The sequence below is a fragment of the Paenibacillus sp. MAH-35 genome (genome assembly GCF_058135425.1).
The window spans coordinates 17,405-36,712 of record NZ_JBYUPU010000008.1 but is presented as its reverse complement, the minus strand read 5'-3'; the positions used below and the strand labels follow the sequence as shown (position 1 = coordinate 36,712).

Genomic DNA, 19,308 nt, shown 5'->3' with positions numbered 1-19,308 from the left:
TGACTCACTTGCCCATGAATCATAAACCTAATCGGCTGATCGCCGAAAAATCGCCATACCTGCTCCAGCACGCCTACAACCCGGTACATTGGTACCCTTGGTGTGAAGAAGCTTTCGAGATCGCAAGGCGCGACAACAAGCCTGTTTTCTTATCCATCGGCTATTCAACTTGCCATTGGTGTCACGTCATGGAGCAAGAATCGTTCGAAGACGAAGAAGTCGCTTCGATCCTGAACGAGCATTACATAGCAGTCAAAGTAGACCGCGAGGAGAGGCCCGATGTCGATCACTTGTACATGTCCGTTTGTCAGGCGATGACCGGGCAGGGCGGGTGGCCGTTGACGGTGATCATGACGCCGGACAAGAAGCCGTTTTTTGCCGGGACGTATTATCCCAAAAACCGTAAGTACAACCGGTACGGTCTGATGGATTTGCTGCCGCAGCTAGCGGACAAATGGCGGGAGGATCGCACCCGGGTGGAGGAGATCGGGGAGCAGATCGTTGAGGAGACGAAAGCGCGAATGCTTTCCAATTTGCAGGGCGAGCTGAACGAGCAGACGCTGGACAAGGCGTTCCAGCATTATACACAGACGTTCGATGAGACGTATGGCGGGTTCGGTACCGCCCCGAAGTTTCCGGCCGCTCATAACTTGTCGCTGCTGCTCCGGTATTACAAGCGGACGGGGGAGAAGCGGGCGCTCGACATGGTCGAGAAGACGCTCGACGCGATGCACCGCGGCGGGATGTACGATCATATCGGCTACGGATTTGCCCGTTACTCGACGGACGAACGCTGGCTGGTTCCGCACTTTGAGAAAATGCTGTATGATAACGCGCTCCTGGCGATCGCTTACCTGGAAGCGTATCAAGTGACCGGCAGCCGCCGGTACGCCGAGGTCGCGGAGCAGATTTTTACGTATGTGCTGCGGGATATGAGCGATCCGGAGGGCGGCTTTTATTCCGCGGAGGATGCCGACTCGGAAGGGTGCGAGGGCAAGTTTTACGTGTGGAAACCGGAGGAGATCGCTGAAGTGCTCGGCGCCGAAGACGGGGAGTTGTTTTGCGAGCTGTTCGATATTACGGCCGAAGGCAATTTTGAGGGAGACAATATTCCCAATTGGATTACGCAAATGCCGGATTCGTTCGCGCGCCGGAAAAACATCGACGTCTCCGAGCTGGAGAGCCGGGTGAGCGAATGGCGCCGGAAGCTGTTCAACCATCGCGAGAAGCGGATTCATCCGCACAAGGACGATAAAATTTTGACGTCCTGGAACGGACTGATGATTGCGGCGCTAGCGAAGGGGGCCAAGGCGTTAAACCGTCCGGCTTATCGGGATGCCGCGCAAAAAGCCGAGTCATTCTTAGGGTCCAAGCTGCGCCGGGAAGACGGAAGGCTGCTGGCGAGGTACAGAGACGGGGAAGCGGCTTACGCCGGCTATGTCGACGATTATGCGTTTCTGATCTGGGGGCTCCTCGAGCTGTATGAAGCGACGTTCGACCCGGATTACTTGCACAAAGCTTCAGGGCTCGCCCACGACATGCTGGAGCTGTTCGGGGACCGGGAGAAGGGCGGTTTGTTTTTCTACGGGCACGATGCCGAGCAGCTGCTGATGCGAATGAAGGAAACGTACGACGGCGCGCTGCCGTCCGGCAACTCCGTCGCCGCCTACAGTTTGCAGCGCTTGTCCAAATACGTCTACGACGCCGTCCTGTCGCAACAAGCCGACGAGCAACTGCAGACGTTCGCCGGAGCGGCCGACCGTTACCCGGGCGGACATTCGATGCTGCTGACCGCCCTGGACTTTGCGGTAGCCTCTCCAATGGAGATCGTCATTGCCGGCGATCCGGCTCGGGACGATACGAAACGGATGCTGGAAGCGGTACAGACGCGGTTTTTGCCGCATGCGATCATCATTCTTATCCCGGACGGAGAGGAAGGCGAGCGAGTAAGGGCGGCGATTCCGCTCGTTGCGGACAAACGGGCGCTCGGCGGCCGAGCGACGGCTTACGTGTGCGAAGGCTTTTCGTGCCAATCCCCGACAGGCGATGTGGAGGAGCTTGAAGAGATGCTGGACGGAGTTGCGGATGACTGGTAACCGCCTGACGTCAACTAGTTGAACGACCCGACCTAAGTTTCTCTGCGATTAGGTAAGGTTAATCAATACTCTACGTCATACAAAATCCGCTCCGCACGCTGATAACAGCACACGGAGCGGATCTCTTTTACTTCTGTCCATCGTCTCCCGAAGCCAAAGCCATCTCCATCAAAATACCGACGATCGTCTCACCTTGGCGGTTTTTCATACGCTTGATTCCGTACGGGACAAAGCCGAGCTTGTCATAAAACAGCATGGCCCTGGGGTTCGTATGATGGCAGACGAGCAGCAGCCTCGGCACGTTCAGTTCATCGCGCGCTTTGCCGATCATCGTGCGGATGAGGCAGCCCGCTGCCTCGGTGCCCCGGTGCTCCGCCGCTACGATGACGTTGCCGAGATGGCAGTGACGGCCTTCCTCCCAGCCGTAAAAGTTGGCGAATCCGACGATAACGCCGTCAATCGTAACGACGGTCGGCCGCCAGCGCATTCTCACGGCCGCATCGAGCTGCTCCGGAGTAAGCGGGTAAGCTGCGGAAGGGAACATGAAATACAGCTCTTCCTCGGTTTGCGGTAACGAACAGATTGCCGGATAGTCGGCAGGCACCGCCGGTCTGCAACTGTACATGGTTGATACCTCCATGCCCCGCTCGGGGGTATTTGTATTGAGTATATATCGGGCGCACCCGGCAAGTACGCCAAAAGTGCAGTCAAACAATGCCAAAAATTGCAGCGGGGAAAAAGAGGCTGTGCTAAAAGTCGCTTGCGATTTTGCACAGCTTCAACTCGGCATTCCTCGATAAAAAGAACCTCAGCTTCCACGTAACAATGGAATTTGAGGTTCTTTCGATTGGAAATGGGGACACGCCCTATCGTGCAGGCACTTTTGGGACATCCCCATAGCTCGAATCGCGGTACGCGTGCCTCTTTTTTATTTTTGCGGCAAAATCGCATTCCAGACATCGGTCGTCTCGTACCCTAACCGCCAGGCGGCCACTCCGGCAAGATCGTACTTTTTGGCGATCTCTACGCGGGCTTTGACGGTTTCTTCGTTTTCCAGCCAAAATACGTATTTGTATTCGCCGTCGGTATATTCGACCTTGTACTGGCCGAATTGCGGGTCCCATACAGACACGGCTTTTTTGGATTCGATAAGAGCAGGCAGATCTTTCATATAGATGGCGCGGTTGCTCTCGAGCGCTCCGGTAGCGGAGTTGATTTTCCATTCTCTCACATAAAACGGAATGCCCATCATCAGCTTATCCCGCGGAATCCCGTATTCGAGAAACTCCTTCACACCTTCCTCGACCCAGGCGAGTCCCGCTACGGAGCCCGGCTTGTCGCTGCCGGAGTAATGATGGTCGTAGGTCATTGTAATGATGTAATCGACGATGCTCCCAAGCTTCTCGTGGTCGAAGGCGGTTTGATGGTTCCATTTGACGCTGCCTCGCGGCAAATCGATCGAGATTTTTAATCCTTTGGCATGAGCTGCAGCCGTAAGCGATTCGATAAAGGCTGTGAAAGCTTTGCGGTCTTTGCCGGACAAATTCTCGAAATCGACGTTGATCCCGTCCACGCCCAGATCGGAGGAGCGGCCCACAAGAGCGGCAATGAACTTCTGCTGGGCGGCCGGATTCGCGAGAAATTGGGTCGTCAGCGTCGAATTAAACTGATTGGCTACGAGCGGATGGACTTCGTGACCTTGACTTTTCAGCCAGGCGACGCTTTCCTTGTTCGACATATCTTTCAAATTCCCGTCCGCATCTTCCAGTTGGAACCAGGTCGGAGAATCGACATCGAGTCCCGCGGTCGTCTGCACTTGCTTCTTGATCGTGTCGGCAGCCGAGGAGCCGTTCCAGCCCCAGAACAGCAGCTTGCGGAAATTGTTCCAGATGCGGTCCCCATGGTACGTCCGGATCGAAATGTTTTTGTACCACTGCGCATATTGGAGCGCTTCGCCGATCGTCTTGAATTCCGCAACCTTCTCGTTGCTTTGATAGACTTGATAGTATGGATAATTATTCCAAATTTCTTTGCCGTCCGTCTTAATGGAAATATGTAAAAACCATTGGGCATAATAAATCGCATCGTTGATGCTGACGAATTCGTTGATCAGATTATTGCCTTGGTACACTTTGTATTTGCTTTCGTTCGAATAGACGGTTTTTTTGCCGTTCGAGTTGTCGACGACGATCGAGTTGGACCATTTCAACGATTCGTTCACGGCGTCTTCCAAATAAGCAAACTTCCATTCTTCCTTCGTTTGCCCCTTCTGGTACACTTGGTAAACGGCGGCTCCTTCTCTGGCTTTCTGCTTGTCGGCGGCCGAGAGGTTGTCCCATACCCATTGGTTCGTCTCCAGATCGATGACGTGAGCGTTCAAGTAATACGTCGCTTCCTTGATCGCATCGTTCAAATTGGCGAACTCCCAAGTGTCGAGCGTAATCCCGCCCTGGTACAGCCGGTAGCGCGGGTAGTTGTTCCACACCCAGCCGGCGGACTGCATATCGCGGATCGACGCGTGGCCGTAATACTGGGCAACGGCTTTGGCCTGCTCCAGCGTAGCGAACTCCCAACCGGGGAGCGATACGTCATACTGATAAAGTTTGTAACGCGGGTACGTGTGGTGGACCCAGTTCCTCGTCTCGATTTCCTCGACGTAGCTGTGGGTGAACCAGTTGGCGTAAGCGATCGCTTGCTTCAGATCGGAAAACTCGGATAATGCGGCTTCGTTCTGATACACGCGGTACTTCGTCGTCTTGTTCGGGGCGGCGCCGGCCGTAAAAGGAGCAGCCAGCATAAAAACCGACACGAGCAAGGCGGCAATCCATCTTTTCCCTGTCATCTCTCGACCTCTTTCTCTCGCAATCTCGCACTATATCAGACGCCGCAAAACGGAAATAGTTGCGAGATTTCAAAAAAGAAGAGAAAGCGCGAAAAACGCCCCGATGAATCGGGGCGTCAACCACTTCAGCCGGCTGGCGGCTACTCTTTAATTCTGCAGAACATTTCGTCTTCTACGTCGAGCTCCAGATCACTGCGGAATACGCGGCGGTCGTAATGGCTGAGCATGTACCGCTCGATCGCTTCCAGCATATTCGCTTCGACGATATATTGGGAACGGCCGTCAATCGTAACCTCAGCGGAAAATCCGAGACTCTCGTCCCATTCCAGCTGAACGTTAACTTGCGCCGGTTGAACGCCTTTGCGTTCGGCCATATGCGTACAGATCGCGTTAATGATCTCTTGTTCGTTTAATATCATTCTTGGAATCTCTTCTTCGTTTTGTTACGGTCGCGGAAGTACACGTACACGTAACGGATCAGTACGATCAGCGCGACGATCGCCATCACGTTAATCAACAGTCCGAGAATATTGCCGAGGAAGCCCATGCCTCCGAACAATCCGCCGAACAGCATGCCGGCCAGACCGCCGATCATCAAGCCTTTCATAAAGCCGCCGCCGCCGAAGAGGCCGGGTTTTGCAGCTCCTGCGGTAGCAGGGGTAGTCGGATTCGTCGTCGATTTGCCCGGATCGGTCTTCGTCGCATTGTCGGTCGGCGAATACGATTTGTTGCCGGACTTATAACCGCCGACTTTCGGTTTGGCATCTACCGACTCCACGCCGCTGAATGCTACGAACAGCAGGCTAGCCATCAGTACCAGCATCCATTTTTTCATTGTAATTACCCTCCTGTGGAAAGCGTTTAAAATTTGCACTGCGTTATGTACTACGAATAGCCTGGGCATCGGTTTCGCTTTTTATTAACTTTTTTTAATGTTTTTTAAATATTTTTTTCGGCAGAGCCGCCGAGAGGAACGGATGCCGGATGAAAATCTGCCAATTGTAGAGTTCAAAACCATCGTGATATAATATAGGGATGGAATCCAACTTAGAAGTGAGAGGCGGTGGCCGGCGTGTATCCCGAAGCTTACGTCGAATACCTGATTCATTTCCATGCGGATCGCGACTTGTTCGAGTGTCACGAAATATTGGAGGAATACTGGAAGGAACACCCTCACGATCCGAGAAGCAAAACCTGGGTCGGGCTTATCCAAGTGGCTGTTGCGCTGTACCACCACAGGCGGGGCAACCGGAGAGGCGCCGTGAAGATGTTGGCGGCGTCGCTGCTCAATACGGATGATCGTCATCTGCAGTCGCTGGGTATCGATGCGCCGGCATTTCGCGAGCAAGTGGGGCGCAAGCTGGAGGAACTATCCTCGGATGATGCGATTCCTTTCACCGATATGGATTTGCCGCTTACGGACGACGCTTTACTCGCATTGTGCGAGAACGTATGCAGGGAGCGGGGACTCGTCTGGAGGCAGCCGAGCGATTCGGCCAACCGTTATCTGATTCACAAACATACGCTGCGCGACCGGAGTGAGGTGATTGAAGCCAGGCAAAGGGAGGCTGAACGGAGACGGAACGCAGCCATTCAAGCGGAAGGGTGAGTGGATGAACGCCAGGCTGGAACAGCAAATCCGGTTCATACTGGAGATTGACAAGCTGAAGCAGATTTACCGCAAAAGCCGCATTATCGGCAAGGAGCGGTTCGAGAACGATGCGGAGCATACGTGGCATCTGGCGATGATGGCGATGATGCTGCATGAGCATGCGAACGAACCGAAACCGGACTTGCTGAAATCTTTGAAGATGTTATTGATTCACGATCTCGTAGAAATAGACGCCGGAGACACGTTCGCCTACGACGAGAAAGGTCTCGAAGGCAAATATGACCGGGAAATGGCAGCGGCACAGCGCATATTCGGCCTTCTGCCGGACGACCAGAGGCAGGAATGCATCGCCTTATGGGAAGAGTTCGAAGCGAGGGAGACGAGCGAGTCGAGATTCGCTTCCGCCGTCGACCGGCTGCAGCCGATGCTGCTTAATTTCGAGAATGAAGGACAGTCGTGGAACGAGCATGGCATCACAAGCGACCGGGTGCTGGCCAGAAACCGTCAGATCGGCGAAGGAGCTTCGGAGCTGTGGAGATACGCCGAGCGACTGGTCGCCGAAGCCGTCGAGAAAGGTTTTATTGCGAAATAAGCTGCAGCCCTTGCAGCGCGAAACTCATACTGACACAGGAAGGACTACTGCGATGAAAAGACTGCTGGATCAAATTATTGAATTCAACCGTTCCTTCGTGGAGCAAAATAAATTCGAGCCTTATCTGACTTCCAAATTTCCCGATAAAAAATTCGTCGTGCTGACGTGCATGGATACCCGGCTGATCGAGCTGCTTCATGCCAGCATGAACATCAAAAACGGCGACGTGAAAATGATCAAATCCGCAGGCGGCGTCGTATCGACCGCTTTCGGCGGCATTATGCGCAGTATTATTGTTGCGATCTACGAGCTCGGCGCGGAGGAAGTGCTCGTCATCGGCCATTACGATTGCGGGATGAGCAACTTGAATCCTCTCCGGATGAAGGAGAAGTTTCTGGAGCGGGGCATCGAGGAGAGAACGCTCGAAATTTTGGAGAACTCCGGCCTTCATATCGAAAGATGGCTTCGCGGCTTCGAAGACGTTACCGAGAGCATCAAAAGCAGCGTTAGCCTGATCCGCAACCATCCGCTTGTGCCGAAAATTCCGGTCCATGGCTTGGTGATCGATCCGAAAACCGGCAAGCTGGACGTCGTCGACGCCGGCTACGAGCTGACTGAACAGCCGAAATGAAAAAAAGAAAGAGGCTTCCGGGAGTGCAGCACGACTCCGGTTAGCCTCTTTTTTGCTGTGGCATTGCCGCTGCAGGTTAGGAACGGTTTGCCGCGGACGTGCGGCGGTCGATCACTTTCATGGACGGATTGTACGTTTGCGCGCTGCTTTTTAATACCAAGTCTCCGGCACCGCCGCGCTTGTCGACAAGCAGCCGTTCCTCGAAATACACCTCGTGCCGAGGGTCGTAAAAGATCGTAAACACGTTGCTGCGCGCCAGCATGTCGTCCTCCTCCGGACTGTCGACGAGCCACAGGGCGGCTACCCCGTTAACGGCGCATCCGCAGCCTTCCGTATCATAGGCAAGCTTGATCGCGCCTGCCGCGCTTTTGGCAAAATACGTATCCCGTATATGAGCGGCGGCTTCATCGGTAAATTGGATGTTCATCTCGTTCCCCTCCCCTATTCGGTGCCGTATGACCGTTTATTATACCATACAGGAGGGCCGGGGCCCAAAGTTGCTTCCTCTTTCTTGAACAAGTATGATGAAACCATCTGTACTTATATTCCGAAGGAGGCACGATTCGCAGATGAGTGTAACTGAACCGCTGGCCGACAAGCTGAAGTCGTTTCGAAGCTATGTCAGGAAAATGAAAAGTTACGGCGAAGCGCTGGATGTGATGTATTGGGATTTGCGCACCGGCGCGCCCAAAAAAGGTGTCGGAGTCCGTTCCGAGGCGATCGGAGAGCTGTCCGCGGAAATGTTCAAAATGTCCGTATCGGACGAGATGGGGCGTTACATAGAAGAACTGACGGAGCCCGGCGTACTCGGGCAGCTGGATGAGCTGAACCGCAAGCTCGTCGAGGAGTGCAAGAAAGAGTACGACCGCAGCAAGAAAATTCCGGCCGACAAGTACCAGGCGTACGTCGTGCTGACTTCCCAAGCGGAGTCGGTGTGGGAAGAAGCGAAAGAAAAGTCGGATTTCGCCATGTTCCAGCCGTATCTGGAAAAAATCGTGGCCGCCAATCTGGAGTTTATCGAGCTGTGGGGCTACGAGGGACATAAATACAATACGCTGCTCGATATGTACGAGCCGGGCATGACGGTCGAGAAGCTGGACCCGCTGTTTGCGGGGCTCCGGGAGAAGCTCGTACCGCTTGTATCGGAGATCCAGCAGTCGGCGAACGTTCCGGATACTTCCTTTTTGAAGCAATCGTTCGACGTCGAACAGCAGAAGAAGTTCAGCCGGTACATCTTGCGCGAGCTCGGTTACGATTTCGACGCAGGACGGCTGGACGAAAGCGTGCACCCGTTTGCATCCGGTCTGAATCCCGGTGACGTGCGGATTACGACCAGATACTTGACCGACGACGTCACAAGCGCCCTTTTCGGAACGATCCACGAATGCGGACATGCGCTGTACGAGCAAAATCTATCCGAAGAATTGATCGGTACCACGTTATGCACCGGCACATCGATGGGGATTCACGAATCGCAGTCGCGGTTTTGGGAAAATATGATCGGGCGCAGCCGGTCGTTCTGGAACCGGTATTTGCCGGAGCTTAAGGAGCTGTATCCGGACCGTCTCGGAGAGGTTTCGGCGGAATCGTTTTATCGCGGAATCAATGTCGTTCAGCCTTCGCTGATCCGGATCGAAGCCGACGAGCTGACCTACAACCTGCACATTATGATCCGTTACGAGATCGAGAAGAAGCTGTTCGACGGCTCGCTCGCCGTCGCCGATTTGCCGGCCTATTGGAACGAGAAGTACAAGGAATATCTCGGCGTTACGCCTGGCAACGACGGGGAAGGCGTTCTTCAGGACGTCCACTGGTCCGGCGGCAGCTTCGGTTATTTTCCTTCTTACTCGCTGGGCAACCTGTACTCCGCGCAGATCCGTCATACGATGGAGAAGGCGCTGGGCGATCTGGACGATCTGGTTGCCAAGGGCGAATTCGCGGCGATTAAAAACTGGCTCATCGACAACATTTACCGTTACGGCAAGCTGCTCACGCCGGATGAGATCATCACCCGGGTTACGGGAGAGCCGCTTAATCCGGACTACCTGGTCGATTATTTGCAGACCAAATATAAAGAAATATACAAGCTGTAGCCGATCGGATTTTACGAAGGTGTACAGATCAAGTGCCGGTATCCGTATAGGATAACCGGCTTTTTTGCGTGGTTCTTCGCGCCAAGCGGCGCAGCTTGAGGCCGGCGCTACGTAAGATGCGGGAAATTGGCGCCGCCGACCGCCGCAACTTTATTAACCCTCCGCTAGGCGGCTGCATATGATGATGGCATCAAACCGATGTGAAGGAGGATTGTCCCATGGGCAAAACGTTAAGGTGTCTCCTGATCGCGATCGTGGCCGCTGTTCCCGTACTGCTGGCCGCCTGCTCGGGCTCCGGAGGCGACCAGACAAAGATTCGGATCGGGGAAGTGACCCGTTCGATCTTTTACGCGCCTCAGTACGTGGCGTTGAGTCAAGGTTTTTTCAAGGAAGAGGGGCTGGATGTCGAGCTGACAACGACCGCAGGCGGGGATAAGACGATGACGGCGCTGCTGTCCGGCACGATTGATGTAGCGCTGGTCGGGTCGGAGACGTCGATTTACGTGTATCAGCAAGGAGCCGACGATCCGGTCGTGAATTTCGCGCAAGTGACCCAGACGGACGGGACGTTTCTCGTATCTCGCAAAAAAATCGACAAGTTCGACTGGTCCATGCTGAAGGGGAGTACGTTTCTCGGCCAACGAAAAGGCGGCATGCCGCAAATGGCCGGAGAATTTACGCTGAAGAAAAAAGGGATCGACCCGCAAAAAGATTTGAAGCTGATCCAAAACGTCGATTTCGCCAACATTCCGGCCGCGTTCTCGTCCGGCACCGGCGACTACGTCCAAATGTTTGAGCCGCAGGCGGCCGTCATCGAGAAGGAAGGCAAAGGGTTCGTCATCGCTTCGTTCGGGGTGGAGAGCGGACAGCTTCCTTATACGGTCTACATGACGAAGAAAAGCTTCCTGACCAAAAACGCGAAAACGATCCAGAAGTTTACGAACGCCGTCTATCGGGCGCAGCAATGGGTCGCCGACAAATCGGTCGATGAAATCGCCCAGGCGGTCACTCCGTATTTCACCGATACCGATAAAGAAATCGTCAAAGCGGTCGTGAAGCGGTACAAGGAGCAGCAATCATTCGCCACCGATCCGATCGTCGACGAGAAGGAATGGAACAATCTGCAGGACGTCATGCAGTCGGCCGGAGAACTGAAGCAGCGTGCCGATTACAAGGCGCTGGTGGATAATACGTTCGCCGCGATGGCGATCGAGTCCGCCAAAAAGTGACGCCGGAGGTAGGTGACTGCAAGTGACGGACAAGAAACCTGCGGTCGTTCTGAACGATGTGACTCACGTATATGTATCTGACAAAGGCGCATCCCTGGCGGTCGACCGGGTCGGCCTCTCGCTGGCGCAAGGAGAATTCGTCAGCCTGGTCGGCCCGAGCGGCTGCGGCAAGACGACCCTGCTCTCCATCATAGCCGGGCTGATCGAGCCGACGGCGGGCGTAGTGCAGCTGTTCGGCCAGCCCGTGGACGGCCCTTCGTCGAAGGTCGGCTATATGCTGCAGCACGATTATTTGTTTCCTTGGCGGACGATACTCGACAATGCCTGCATCGGCCTGGAACTGCAAGGCAAAGTGACGGACGAACACAAAAAAAGCGTAACCCGGATGCTCCGGGAGATGGGGCTGGCCGATGTCGTCAGCCGTTATCCCCATCAGCTGTCAGGAGGGATGCGGCAGCGGGCCGCACTGGTAAGAACACTGGCAACCTCGCCCGACATTATGCTGCTTGACGAGCCGTTCTCCGCCCTCGATTACCAGACGAAGCTCCAATTGGAGCAGCTCGTACTGGATACGCTGCGAGCCAGACGCAAGTCGGCCATACTCGTAACGCACGATATCACGGAAGCGATCGCGATGAGCGACCGGGTTATCGTGCTCGATCACAGCCCGGGACGGGTTCGGCGGGAGATGAGCATTCCCGGTCCGATTCGCGAAGCGAGTCCGATGAAAGCAAGGGAGCTGCCGGGATTTCATTCGCTGTTTAACGAGATATGGAACGAATTCGAAGAGATGGAAGCAAGGAGGGAGACGTAAATGACCCCTCGACACGAGCAAACGGCGGATGTCGGCGAGACGTCCGGCCTGCCGGAACTCATTTACAAGCAGCACCGCAGCCGGAACCGGCGCAGAAGCGTTGCCGTGATTACGACCCAGATCGCCATTCTGGTCCTATTTATCGGCTTGTGGGAGCTGGCCGGACGGTTCAAATGGATCGATGTGCTGCTGTTCAGCTACCCTAGTAAAATTGCCACCCTGCTTGCGGATAAGATCGCCGACGGCACGCTGCTGCCGCATGTGTGGACGACGGTGCTGGAAACCGGAATCGGCTTTGTGTTAGGCACGCTGATCGGAACGGGGGTGGCCACCTTGATCTGGTGGTCGCCATTTCTGGCGCGAGTGCTCGACCCTTACATCGTCGTAGCGAACAGCATGCCGAAGGTGGCGCTCGGCCCTTTGTTCATCGTCGGACTCGGACCGAATATGATGTCGATCATCGCCATTACGCTGGCGGTTACCGTCATTATTACGACGCTGGTCGTCTATTCCAGCTTCAAGGAAGTGGACGCGAATTATGTAAAGGTGGTGCGGATGTTCGGAGGCTCGAGAGCCGCGTCGTACCGGAAAGTTATTTTGCCGGCATCCTTTCCTACGATTGTATCCACCTTAAAGGTGAATGTCGGTCTGGCCTGGATCGGCGTCATCGTCGGCGAGTTTCTCGTCTCCAAGGAAGGGCTCGGCTACTTGATTATTTACGGCTTCCAGGTGTTCAACTTTACGCTTGTGCTCGGAAGCCTGGTGATCATTGCGATTGTCGCAACCGTCATGTATCAGATCGTGGCGTACTTCGAAGCGAGGATGAACCGGAAGTGAGAGGGAGTGAGGCTGCGCGAAGCCGCTCCCTTTTTTCGTGCGGAAAAAACCGGATTTTCTGCGGAATCCGTTGACAACCTCGGCAGGAATCGATAAATTAGTCGTAAGCCTGGATCATATGGTCCAACCAACAGGAGCCGAGTGCTAAGCGAAGGAGAGCGCGTCTTGGAAATACCGGAGAAAGTAAACTTGTCGCAAGTGGTAACGGAGAGAATCAAAACTCACATTTTGGAGGAAGGGCTGAAGGAGGGGGACAAGCTGCCCTCGGAGAAACAGCTGATCGAATCGCTGCGGGTGAGCCGGACTGTCGTACGGGAAGCTCTGAAATCGCTGGAGACCGTCGGATTGATCAAAATCAAGCCCGGTGACGGCATCTATGTGGACGGAGCGTCGCTGAAGCCCGTGCTGGATCAGGTCAGCTTCCGCTGGAAACGGGAAGACCGGATCATCAAGGAGCTGCTGCAAACACGCCGGATTTTGGAGCTGGGCGCAGTAGAGCTGGCCATCGAGCTGTACGATCTGAGACTGATCGGCGAGATGGATATATGGATTCGCGAAATGGAGGCCAGAATTAAAAAAGGCGAGCTTCCGATCGAGGAGGATCTGCAGTTCCACCGGGCTTTGTTCCGCTCGACGGGCAACGAGACGTATTGCGAATTTAGCGAAGTGCTGAACAACTTCTTTATCAAAATCCGCGAAAGCCATTTCGGCAACGTAGAGGATACGAAAAAATCGCTCGAGGAGCACCGCAACATTGTGCGGTATATTCGGGAAAAAAACACGGAGAGCGCCAAGGCGGAGATGGAGCGGCATCTGGTGCCGCTTAAGAAGTACGTCGGAGGCTAAGGAGAGGAAGGAATACCGGAAAGGAGCGGGCAGCCGCTCTTTTTTTTGTTAGGAAAGCGAGGACCACAAAAACGGAGGATAAGCAAACAAGAACGATGCGATTGGGACACTACCATTGGTGGATGCACCATGAATCACCGGCTGTCCAACGTGTAGCGGAAAAGTGATTTCCGTTATTCCCGAGAGGTACGCCGTTCTCTCGCAACAGCGGAAGTTTCGTTTCCTTAATTTTGGATTTTTAAAGTGATAAAGACGTTTGAACTGGGAATAAAGGAACAAAATGTTCCGTTATACGTCCATTTTCACCTGCGAACAACAAATAACGGAAGTAAAACTTCCGTAAAAAGCTTACAGGGGAAGGGAAGCCGGACGTTGCCGTCCTGTCCCGGATCTACAACACGATAGTGGACGAACGGCTGGACATAAGGAATCCGATCTCTTCCCAAGCACCAACGCAGGGGCTTGCACGACAAAGGACCGTCCGGACGTTTTCCGGACGGTTTATTTGCTCTCTGCTCAGGAATGAGAAATAGCCGGGCGGAATTGTGCATAGGACATCCCGGAGGAGCAATAGGATTGGAATAAAGGGAAAGAGATATTTTGGAAATACAATTTGTGGGCCGAACCTAAAAAATGTTGTCACCCTAGACGAATGTCCTGCATACACTTTTAATGAATGATTTGTCATGGAGGAGGTTTGCAGGATGTCGATAGCACATAGAGATATGAATTGCAGAGAAATCATTACGAAAGCTGTATGCGGCAAAGGTCGTAAGTTTTCGCAAGTGACGCATACCGTAACTCCGCCACACAATCCGTCGAGTATTCTTGGCGCCTGGGTCATTAACCACGAGTATGAAGCGGTTAGAGGCAACGACGGGATCGAGGTGGTAGGTACTTACGATATCAACATTTGGTATTCTTACGACAAAAACAAGAGCACAGACGTAGCGAAAGAGACAATCTCTTACGTCGAGTTAGTACCGCTGTCGTATCTTGATCCGAAACATAGGGCTTCTACGGTGGAGGTCGCTGCGGTCGCAACGCAAGACCCGAACTGTGTGGAAGCGGGCGTTTCGTCCTCCGGCAACGGTGTCGTTATCCGGGTGGAGCGGGAGTTCCAGGTGGAGATGATCGCTGAGACGAAGGTGTGCGTCTCCGTGTGCCCGGGCGGCTGCGACGATCTCGATAAAGAAGTCGAGTTCGCGAGCCACGATGAGAGCGATTATGAGGATCTTGATCCGGATCTGCTCGACGACGATGTGAATTAATACTTACGTTATACTATGCGGGAGAAGACGTTTCGCCAGGGGGCATCCGCCCTCTTTTTTATCGGGAACGTAAGATTAGGCTTGGCTCGTACTTTAGCTCCTGCACCGGAGCTGAAAGAAGCTCCGATCTGCTAAAGATGGGGGAAATGAGGTGGCCGGATGGACGTCTTGTTCACCGAAGCAGAGCGGCTGGGACTGAACGGCAGGGAGGCGGTGGAGGCGGCGCGGAATCAGCGGCTGTTGATCTCTCTGCCGGGTCTGCTCGGCTACTCGGACTTATCGACAACCGGAACGATGCGGGCCGTCACCCGCCGTTACCGGTTTTGTCTGTTTCATCTGGAGACGATAGCGACCTACCGTTCCGTCACCAGCGGCGTGTTTACGGCTGAAAGGTTGCAGCCGGTATCCGGGTCGCGGTTCGCGAAAGGATTTCTGCCGCCTACATACGAGAGAGAATGGGAACCCGCCGCCGATGAAGACAGACTCGACAAAAGGCTGAAACGGGCCGAGAAAGCAGCGGGCCGGATCTTGTATATGCTGGGGCTGGATTACGGCGTCGTTGACATCGGGATCGGTGCGGACGGCAAGCCGGTTCTGCTCGGAGTCGAGCCGTATCCTGAGCTGGAGCAATCTGCCGCATTGGCGTTCGGTGTGGCGCTGGCGGAATATCGCGAAAGAAGGGCGGAGGAAAGCGGGAGAAGCCGTGACGCTACTCTGGGGGCGGACCCGGAATTTCTGCTTATGAACGCTGAAGGCCAAGTTGTGCCGGCATCCGCTTATCTTCCGAGACGGGGACTTGCCGGCTGCGATCATGTGCGGATCGGGGAACGGCTGCTGTATCCGCTCGCCGAGCTGAGGCCGGAGCCCAGCCCCGACCCGGGAAAGCTGTTCGCTTCGATCCGCAAAGCGCTGTACCTTGCAGCCGAACATATCCCCGATCGGCCGGGGATGCGATGGCTGGCCGGAGGAATGCCCGCCAAAGGATTCGCCCTCGGCGGGCATATCCATCTGAGCGGACTCTGGCTGAACAGCTCGCTGCTGCGCGTACTGGACAATTACTTGGCGCTGCCGCTCATGCTGATCGAAGACCGACGTTCGCAGGCAAGGCGTCCCCGGTACGGCGCGCCGGGGGATGTCCGCCGCCAGCCGCACGGAGGATTCGAATACCGGACGCTTCCCAGCTGGCTCGTCACCCCGGTTATTACGAAGGGCGTGCTGGGGCTCGCTGCGCTGCTCTCTTCTTCTTATCGCGGCCTTCATCAGAGGCCGCTGCGGAACTTCGAGCTGCTCCGGGCCTATTACGAGGGCGACAAGCCACGGCTGGCGGACGCGGTGAAGCCGCTGATCGACGAACTGTACGGACTTGACGGATACCGGCGGTATGAGCAGATGGTGTCCCCTTTCTTACGAATGGTCCGATTGGGAATAAGCTGGGACGAGTCCCGCGATATCCGGATGGGCTGGAAAATAGGTCCGTGGAAGGAGCGCTGACGAGCGGAAGGATAAAATTCTACCTAGGGAAGAACTTTTATAATGCTTAACTATAAAATTCTACCTAGGGAAGAACTTTTATAATGCTTATCTATAAAATTCTTCCTAAGGCTGCAAAACAAGGAGAAAGCCGCGATTTATGATATAATAGTTTGATAGAGAAGAGACGTTAGCGGCATCCGTTGGCGCATCAATCGCGGTTGGGGGATGGACATGACCAAATATACACCGATGATCGAGCAATATTTATCGATCAAGGCGCAGGCGGAGGACGCTTTTTTGTTGTTCCGCCTGGGCGATTTTTACGAGATGTTTTTCGAGGATGCGATCAAAGCTTCGCAAGAGCTGGAGATAACGCTGACCGGCAGGGAAGGCGGCATGGAGGAGCGCATACCGATGTGCGGCGTTCCGTACCATTCGGCGGAATCGTACATAACCCGGCTGATCGAGAAAGGATATAAGGTTGCGATTTGCGAGCAGGTCGAAGATCCTGCGGAAGCGAAAGGCCCCGTCCGCCGGGAGATCGTGCGGATCGTGACTCCGGGCACCGTCATGGACGGCAAGACGCTGGGAGAGACGAAAAACAACTTCCTCGTCTGCGTCACCTCCGTGGACGATCAATATGGGCTCGCCGCCTGTGACCTGTCAACCGGCGAGCTGTTCGTGACGAAAACCGAAGATACGCTGGAGCAGCTCGTCGACGAAATTAACGTCTATGCTCCGTCCGAGCTGATCGGACAGCCGGAGCTGCTGGATAAGCTGCAAAGCTCGATGTCCGGCTGGCTGACCACCAAGCTGTTCACTGCCAGATCCGGCATGGACGAAGAGTTGTTCGAGAGCCAGTTCCCCGAGGAGGAGCGGCGTGCGATTCCGTCTGTATGCCGGGATGCGGCTTCGTTGCTGCTCTCCTATCTGAACGAGACGCAGAAGCGCTCCTTATCCCATATTACGCATATCGAGGCGTACGACCGCCAGCAGCATATGACGATGGACCCGTTCACCAGACGCAACCTGGAGCTTACCGAGACGGTCCGCGAGCGGTCCAAAAAAGGTTCGCTGCTGTGGCTTCTGGACCGGACCGTCACTTCCATGGGCGCGAGGCTGCTCCGCAGATGGATCGACAAACCGCTTACTAGCCGGGATGCGATCGAGCAGCGGCTTGAAGCCGTCGACTGTTTGTACAACGGGCTGATCGTCCGGGAGGAATTGCGGCAGCAGCTCAAGGAAGTGTACGATCTGCAAAGGCTGGTCGGGCGTATCTCATACGGCAGCGCCAACGCGCGCGACCTGCTTGCGCTGAAGCTGTCGCTGATGCAGGTGCCGGCGGTCAGGCAGCTTTGTGTTTCCTCCGGGTCGGCGACGCTCCGGACGCTGGGGGAAACGATGGATGACTGCGGCGATATCCTGCAGTGGATCGGAGACGCAATCGCCGAGGAGCCGCCGGTATCGGTCCGCGAAGGCGGATTGATCAAGACCGGCTTCCACGGGCGGCTCGATCAGCTCCGTGAAGCGAGCACGAACGGCAAGAAGTGGATCGCCGAGCTGGAGCGCCAGGAGCGCGAAGCGACCGGCATCCGTTCGCTGAAGATCGGCTACAACAAAATATTCGGTTATTATATCGAAGTGACGCGCAGCAACCTCGGGTCGCTGCCGGAGAACCGCTACGAGCGCAAGCAGACGCTGGCCAATGCGGAGCGGTTCGTGACTCCGGAGCTGAAGGAGAAAGAAGCGCTTATTCTCGAAGCCGAGGAGAAGATGGTCGATCTCGAGTACGACCTGTTCATCGAGCTGCGGAACAAGCTGGCCGGCGAGGTCAAACGTCTGCAGCTGCTGGCCGAGACGATCGCCACCGCGGACGTGCTCCAGTCGTTTGCGGCGGTAAGCGCCGCTTACCGGTACCGCAAGCCGGAATTGTCCGGCCAATATGAGTTGAACGTCGAAGACGGACGTCATCCTGTCGTGGAAGCGATATTGAAGGACGGCTCGTTTATTGCCAACGATACCCAGATGGCGGCGGACGACGGCCGCGTGCTGCTGATCACCGGACCGAATATGGCGGGGAAGAGCACGTACATGCGCCAAGTGGCGATGATCTGCATCATGGCGCAGATCGGCTGCTTCGTCCCGGCGGAACGTGCCGTCGTGCCGATCGTCGACCGCATCTTCACCCGAATCGGCGCTGCGGACGACCTCGTCGGCGGACAGAGCACGTTCATGGTCGAGATGATGGATATCCGGACGATGACCGCCAAGGCAACCTCGCACAGTCTCGTCATTATCGACGAGCTGGGCAGAGGCACGTCAACCGCCGAAGGGATGGCGATCGCGCAGGCGGTCATCGAATATTTGCACGACCGGATCGGCTGCAAGACGCTCGTATCGACTCATTTTCACGAGCTGGCTCACCTGGAGGAGACGATGTCCGCGCTCCGCAACCATTGCATGGCCGTCAAGGAAAGCGGGCAGGACGTTACGTTTTTACGCAAAATGATCCGCGGAGCGGCAAGCACGAGCTACGGGATTTACTGCGCGCGGGTCGCCGGGCTTCCGGACTCGATTATCGACCGGGCTTATGACTTGCTGAACCGGTTCGAGGCGATCTCCTCGGTCCTGCAAAGTCCCGGCGAAGCGGCGGCCTCCGTCGAGGAGGCGCTGAGGCAAAACGAGACGAAGCCGTCCTCACCGCCGTCCGCCGCTGTGCAAGTGGAATTTTCGCAACCCGACAGGGTGATGGAAGCTTCGCCTATCGTGCAGCTCAGCCTGTTCGGCGAAGGCGAGAAGTCGGACAAGCCCGGGGGCAAGACGAAGACCAAGTCGGAGCTTGCCGCCGAGAAGCTGGTGGAGCAGCTGAAGTCAGCCGATCTGATCAATATGACGCCTCTTCAGGCGATGAATTTCCTGTACGAACTAAAGCAGAAAGCATCTGCAGACCTAAAATAACGAGGAGGGCTCCA

General features: G+C 55.3%; 17 protein-coding genes. 12 read left to right on the top strand and 5 right to left on the bottom strand.

The features are described from left to right. The first annotated feature begins 14 nt into the window (after positions 1-14). Positions 15-2,096 carry a thioredoxin domain-containing protein gene (locus AC3Y2E_RS10755; RefSeq protein ID WP_379209986.1) on the top strand — a complete coding sequence of 694 codons (2,082 nt, stop codon included), beginning with the start codon at positions 15-17 and terminating at the stop codon, positions 2,094-2,096. Between the two features lie 127 nt (positions 2,097-2,223). Here AC3Y2E_RS10755 and AC3Y2E_RS10750 read toward each other — a convergent pair whose 3' ends face one another. The 4 genes from AC3Y2E_RS10750 to AC3Y2E_RS10735 form a co-directional block, all read right to left on the bottom strand. Beyond that, positions 2,224-2,721, bottom strand: a complete 498-nt coding sequence (locus AC3Y2E_RS10750; RefSeq protein ID WP_379209984.1) for a GNAT family N-acetyltransferase — start codon at positions 2,719-2,721, stop codon at positions 2,224-2,226. Between the two features lie 303 nt (positions 2,722-3,024). Next, a complete protein-coding gene (locus tag AC3Y2E_RS10745; RefSeq protein ID WP_379209982.1) occupies positions 3,025-4,938 on the bottom strand; it encodes a glycosyl hydrolase family 18 protein in 1,914 nt (637 codons plus the stop codon). Positions 4,939-5,078: 140 nt separating this feature from the next. Then, positions 5,079-5,357, bottom strand: a complete 279-nt coding sequence (locus AC3Y2E_RS10740) for a YxcD family protein (protein ID WP_190924905.1) — start codon at positions 5,355-5,357, stop codon at positions 5,079-5,081. Beyond that, a complete protein-coding gene (locus AC3Y2E_RS10735) occupies positions 5,354-5,773 on the bottom strand; it encodes a hypothetical protein (protein ID WP_379209979.1) in 420 nt (139 codons plus the stop codon). Before AC3Y2E_RS10735 ends, AC3Y2E_RS10740 begins: the two co-directional genes overlap by 4 nt. A gap of 228 nt (positions 5,774-6,001) precedes the next feature. Here AC3Y2E_RS10735 and AC3Y2E_RS10730 point away from each other — a divergent pair, with 228 nt between their 5' ends. From AC3Y2E_RS10730 to AC3Y2E_RS10720, 3 genes are read left to right on the top strand one after another with little or no spacing between them, the layout of a single operon-like run. After that, a complete protein-coding gene (locus AC3Y2E_RS10730) occupies positions 6,002-6,547 on the top strand; it encodes a DUF309 domain-containing protein (RefSeq protein WP_379209977.1) in 546 nt (181 codons plus the stop codon). Next, positions 6,486-7,142 (top strand): HD domain-containing protein, encoded by a 657-nt coding sequence (locus AC3Y2E_RS10725; protein ID WP_379209975.1) that lies wholly within the window; start codon positions 6,486-6,488, stop codon positions 7,140-7,142. The genes AC3Y2E_RS10730 and AC3Y2E_RS10725 overlap by 62 nt, the downstream gene beginning before the upstream one ends. A gap of 52 nt (positions 7,143-7,194) precedes the next feature. Further along, on the top strand, positions 7,195-7,773 hold the full coding sequence (locus tag AC3Y2E_RS10720; RefSeq protein ID WP_379209973.1) for a beta-class carbonic anhydrase: 579 nt from the start codon (positions 7,195-7,197) through the stop codon (positions 7,771-7,773). A 76-nt stretch (positions 7,774-7,849) separates the two neighbouring features. Here the strand turns inward: AC3Y2E_RS10720 and AC3Y2E_RS10715 are convergent, their stop codons facing one another. Then, positions 7,850-8,200 (bottom strand): iron-sulfur cluster biosynthesis family protein, encoded by a 351-nt coding sequence (locus AC3Y2E_RS10715; RefSeq protein ID WP_379209971.1) that lies wholly within the window; start codon positions 8,198-8,200, stop codon positions 7,850-7,852. A gap of 142 nt (positions 8,201-8,342) precedes the next feature. On the opposite strand from AC3Y2E_RS10715, the gene AC3Y2E_RS10710 reads away from it, so the two are divergent. From AC3Y2E_RS10710 to mutS, 8 genes are all read left to right on the top strand, one after another. After that, positions 8,343-9,866 carry a carboxypeptidase M32 gene (locus AC3Y2E_RS10710; protein ID WP_379209969.1) on the top strand — a complete coding sequence of 508 codons (1,524 nt, stop codon included), beginning with the start codon at positions 8,343-8,345 and terminating at the stop codon, positions 9,864-9,866. Positions 9,867-10,084: 218 nt separating this feature from the next. After that, complete coding sequence (locus AC3Y2E_RS10705; protein WP_379209967.1) at positions 10,085-11,095, top strand: ABC transporter substrate-binding protein; 1,011 nt, start codon at positions 10,085-10,087, stop codon at positions 11,093-11,095. A 22-nt stretch (positions 11,096-11,117) separates the two neighbouring features. Next, the gene (locus tag AC3Y2E_RS10700; RefSeq protein WP_379209965.1) at positions 11,118-11,909 is read left to right on the top strand and encodes an ABC transporter ATP-binding protein; all 792 of its coding nucleotides are present in this window, start codon (positions 11,118-11,120) and stop codon (positions 11,907-11,909) included. Next, the gene (locus AC3Y2E_RS10695; RefSeq protein WP_379209962.1) at positions 11,910-12,746 is read left to right on the top strand and encodes an ABC transporter permease; all 837 of its coding nucleotides are present in this window, start codon (positions 11,910-11,912) and stop codon (positions 12,744-12,746) included. Positions 12,747-12,911: 165 nt separating this feature from the next. Further along, the gene (locus AC3Y2E_RS10690; RefSeq protein WP_332073598.1) at positions 12,912-13,592 is read left to right on the top strand and encodes a FadR/GntR family transcriptional regulator; all 681 of its coding nucleotides are present in this window, start codon (positions 12,912-12,914) and stop codon (positions 13,590-13,592) included. A 704-nt stretch (positions 13,593-14,296) separates the two neighbouring features. Then, the gene (locus AC3Y2E_RS10685; protein ID WP_190924887.1) at positions 14,297-14,863 is read left to right on the top strand and encodes an outer spore coat protein CotE; all 567 of its coding nucleotides are present in this window, start codon (positions 14,297-14,299) and stop codon (positions 14,861-14,863) included. 159 nt (positions 14,864-15,022) lie between these two features. After that, on the top strand, positions 15,023-16,354 hold the full coding sequence (locus tag AC3Y2E_RS10680; RefSeq protein ID WP_379209959.1) for a putative amidoligase domain-containing protein: 1,332 nt from the start codon (positions 15,023-15,025) through the stop codon (positions 16,352-16,354). Between the two features lie 213 nt (positions 16,355-16,567). Further along, positions 16,568-19,294 carry a DNA mismatch repair protein MutS gene (gene mutS / locus AC3Y2E_RS10675; protein WP_379209957.1) on the top strand — a complete coding sequence of 909 codons (2,727 nt, stop codon included), beginning with the start codon at positions 16,568-16,570 and terminating at the stop codon, positions 19,292-19,294. The last annotated feature ends 14 nt before the right edge of the window (positions 19,295-19,308 follow it).

Bases quoted from the DNA above. Each gene is read 5' to 3' on its own strand.
- AC3Y2E_RS10755 (WP_379209986.1), top strand. From the start codon at position 15: ATGAATCATAAACCTAATCGGCTGATCGCCGAAAAATCGCCATACCTG.
- AC3Y2E_RS10750 (WP_379209984.1), bottom strand. From the start codon at position 2,721: ATGTACAGTTGCAGACCGGCGGTGCCTGCCGACTATCCGGCAATCTGT.
- AC3Y2E_RS10745 (WP_379209982.1), bottom strand. From the start codon at position 4,938: ATGACAGGGAAAAGATGGATTGCCGCCTTGCTCGTGTCGGTTTTTATG.
- AC3Y2E_RS10740 (WP_190924905.1), bottom strand. From the start codon at position 5,357: ATGATATTAAACGAACAAGAGATCATTAACGCGATCTGTACGCATATG.
- AC3Y2E_RS10735 (WP_379209979.1), bottom strand. From the start codon at position 5,773: ATGAAAAAATGGATGCTGGTACTGATGGCTAGCCTGCTGTTCGTAGCA.
- AC3Y2E_RS10720 (WP_379209973.1), top strand. From the start codon at position 7,195: ATGAAAAGACTGCTGGATCAAATTATTGAATTCAACCGTTCCTTCGTG.
- AC3Y2E_RS10715 (WP_379209971.1), bottom strand. From the start codon at position 8,200: ATGAACATCCAATTTACCGATGAAGCCGCCGCTCATATACGGGATACG.
- AC3Y2E_RS10710 (WP_379209969.1), top strand. From the start codon at position 8,343: ATGAGTGTAACTGAACCGCTGGCCGACAAGCTGAAGTCGTTTCGAAGC.
- AC3Y2E_RS10705 (WP_379209967.1), top strand. From the start codon at position 10,085: ATGGGCAAAACGTTAAGGTGTCTCCTGATCGCGATCGTGGCCGCTGTT.
- AC3Y2E_RS10695 (WP_379209962.1), top strand. From the start codon at position 11,910: ATGACCCCTCGACACGAGCAAACGGCGGATGTCGGCGAGACGTCCGGC.
- AC3Y2E_RS10685 (WP_190924887.1), top strand. From the start codon at position 14,297: ATGTCGATAGCACATAGAGATATGAATTGCAGAGAAATCATTACGAAA.
- AC3Y2E_RS10680 (WP_379209959.1), top strand. From the start codon at position 15,023: ATGGACGTCTTGTTCACCGAAGCAGAGCGGCTGGGACTGAACGGCAGG.
- mutS (WP_379209957.1), top strand. From the start codon at position 16,568: ATGACCAAATATACACCGATGATCGAGCAATATTTATCGATCAAGGCG.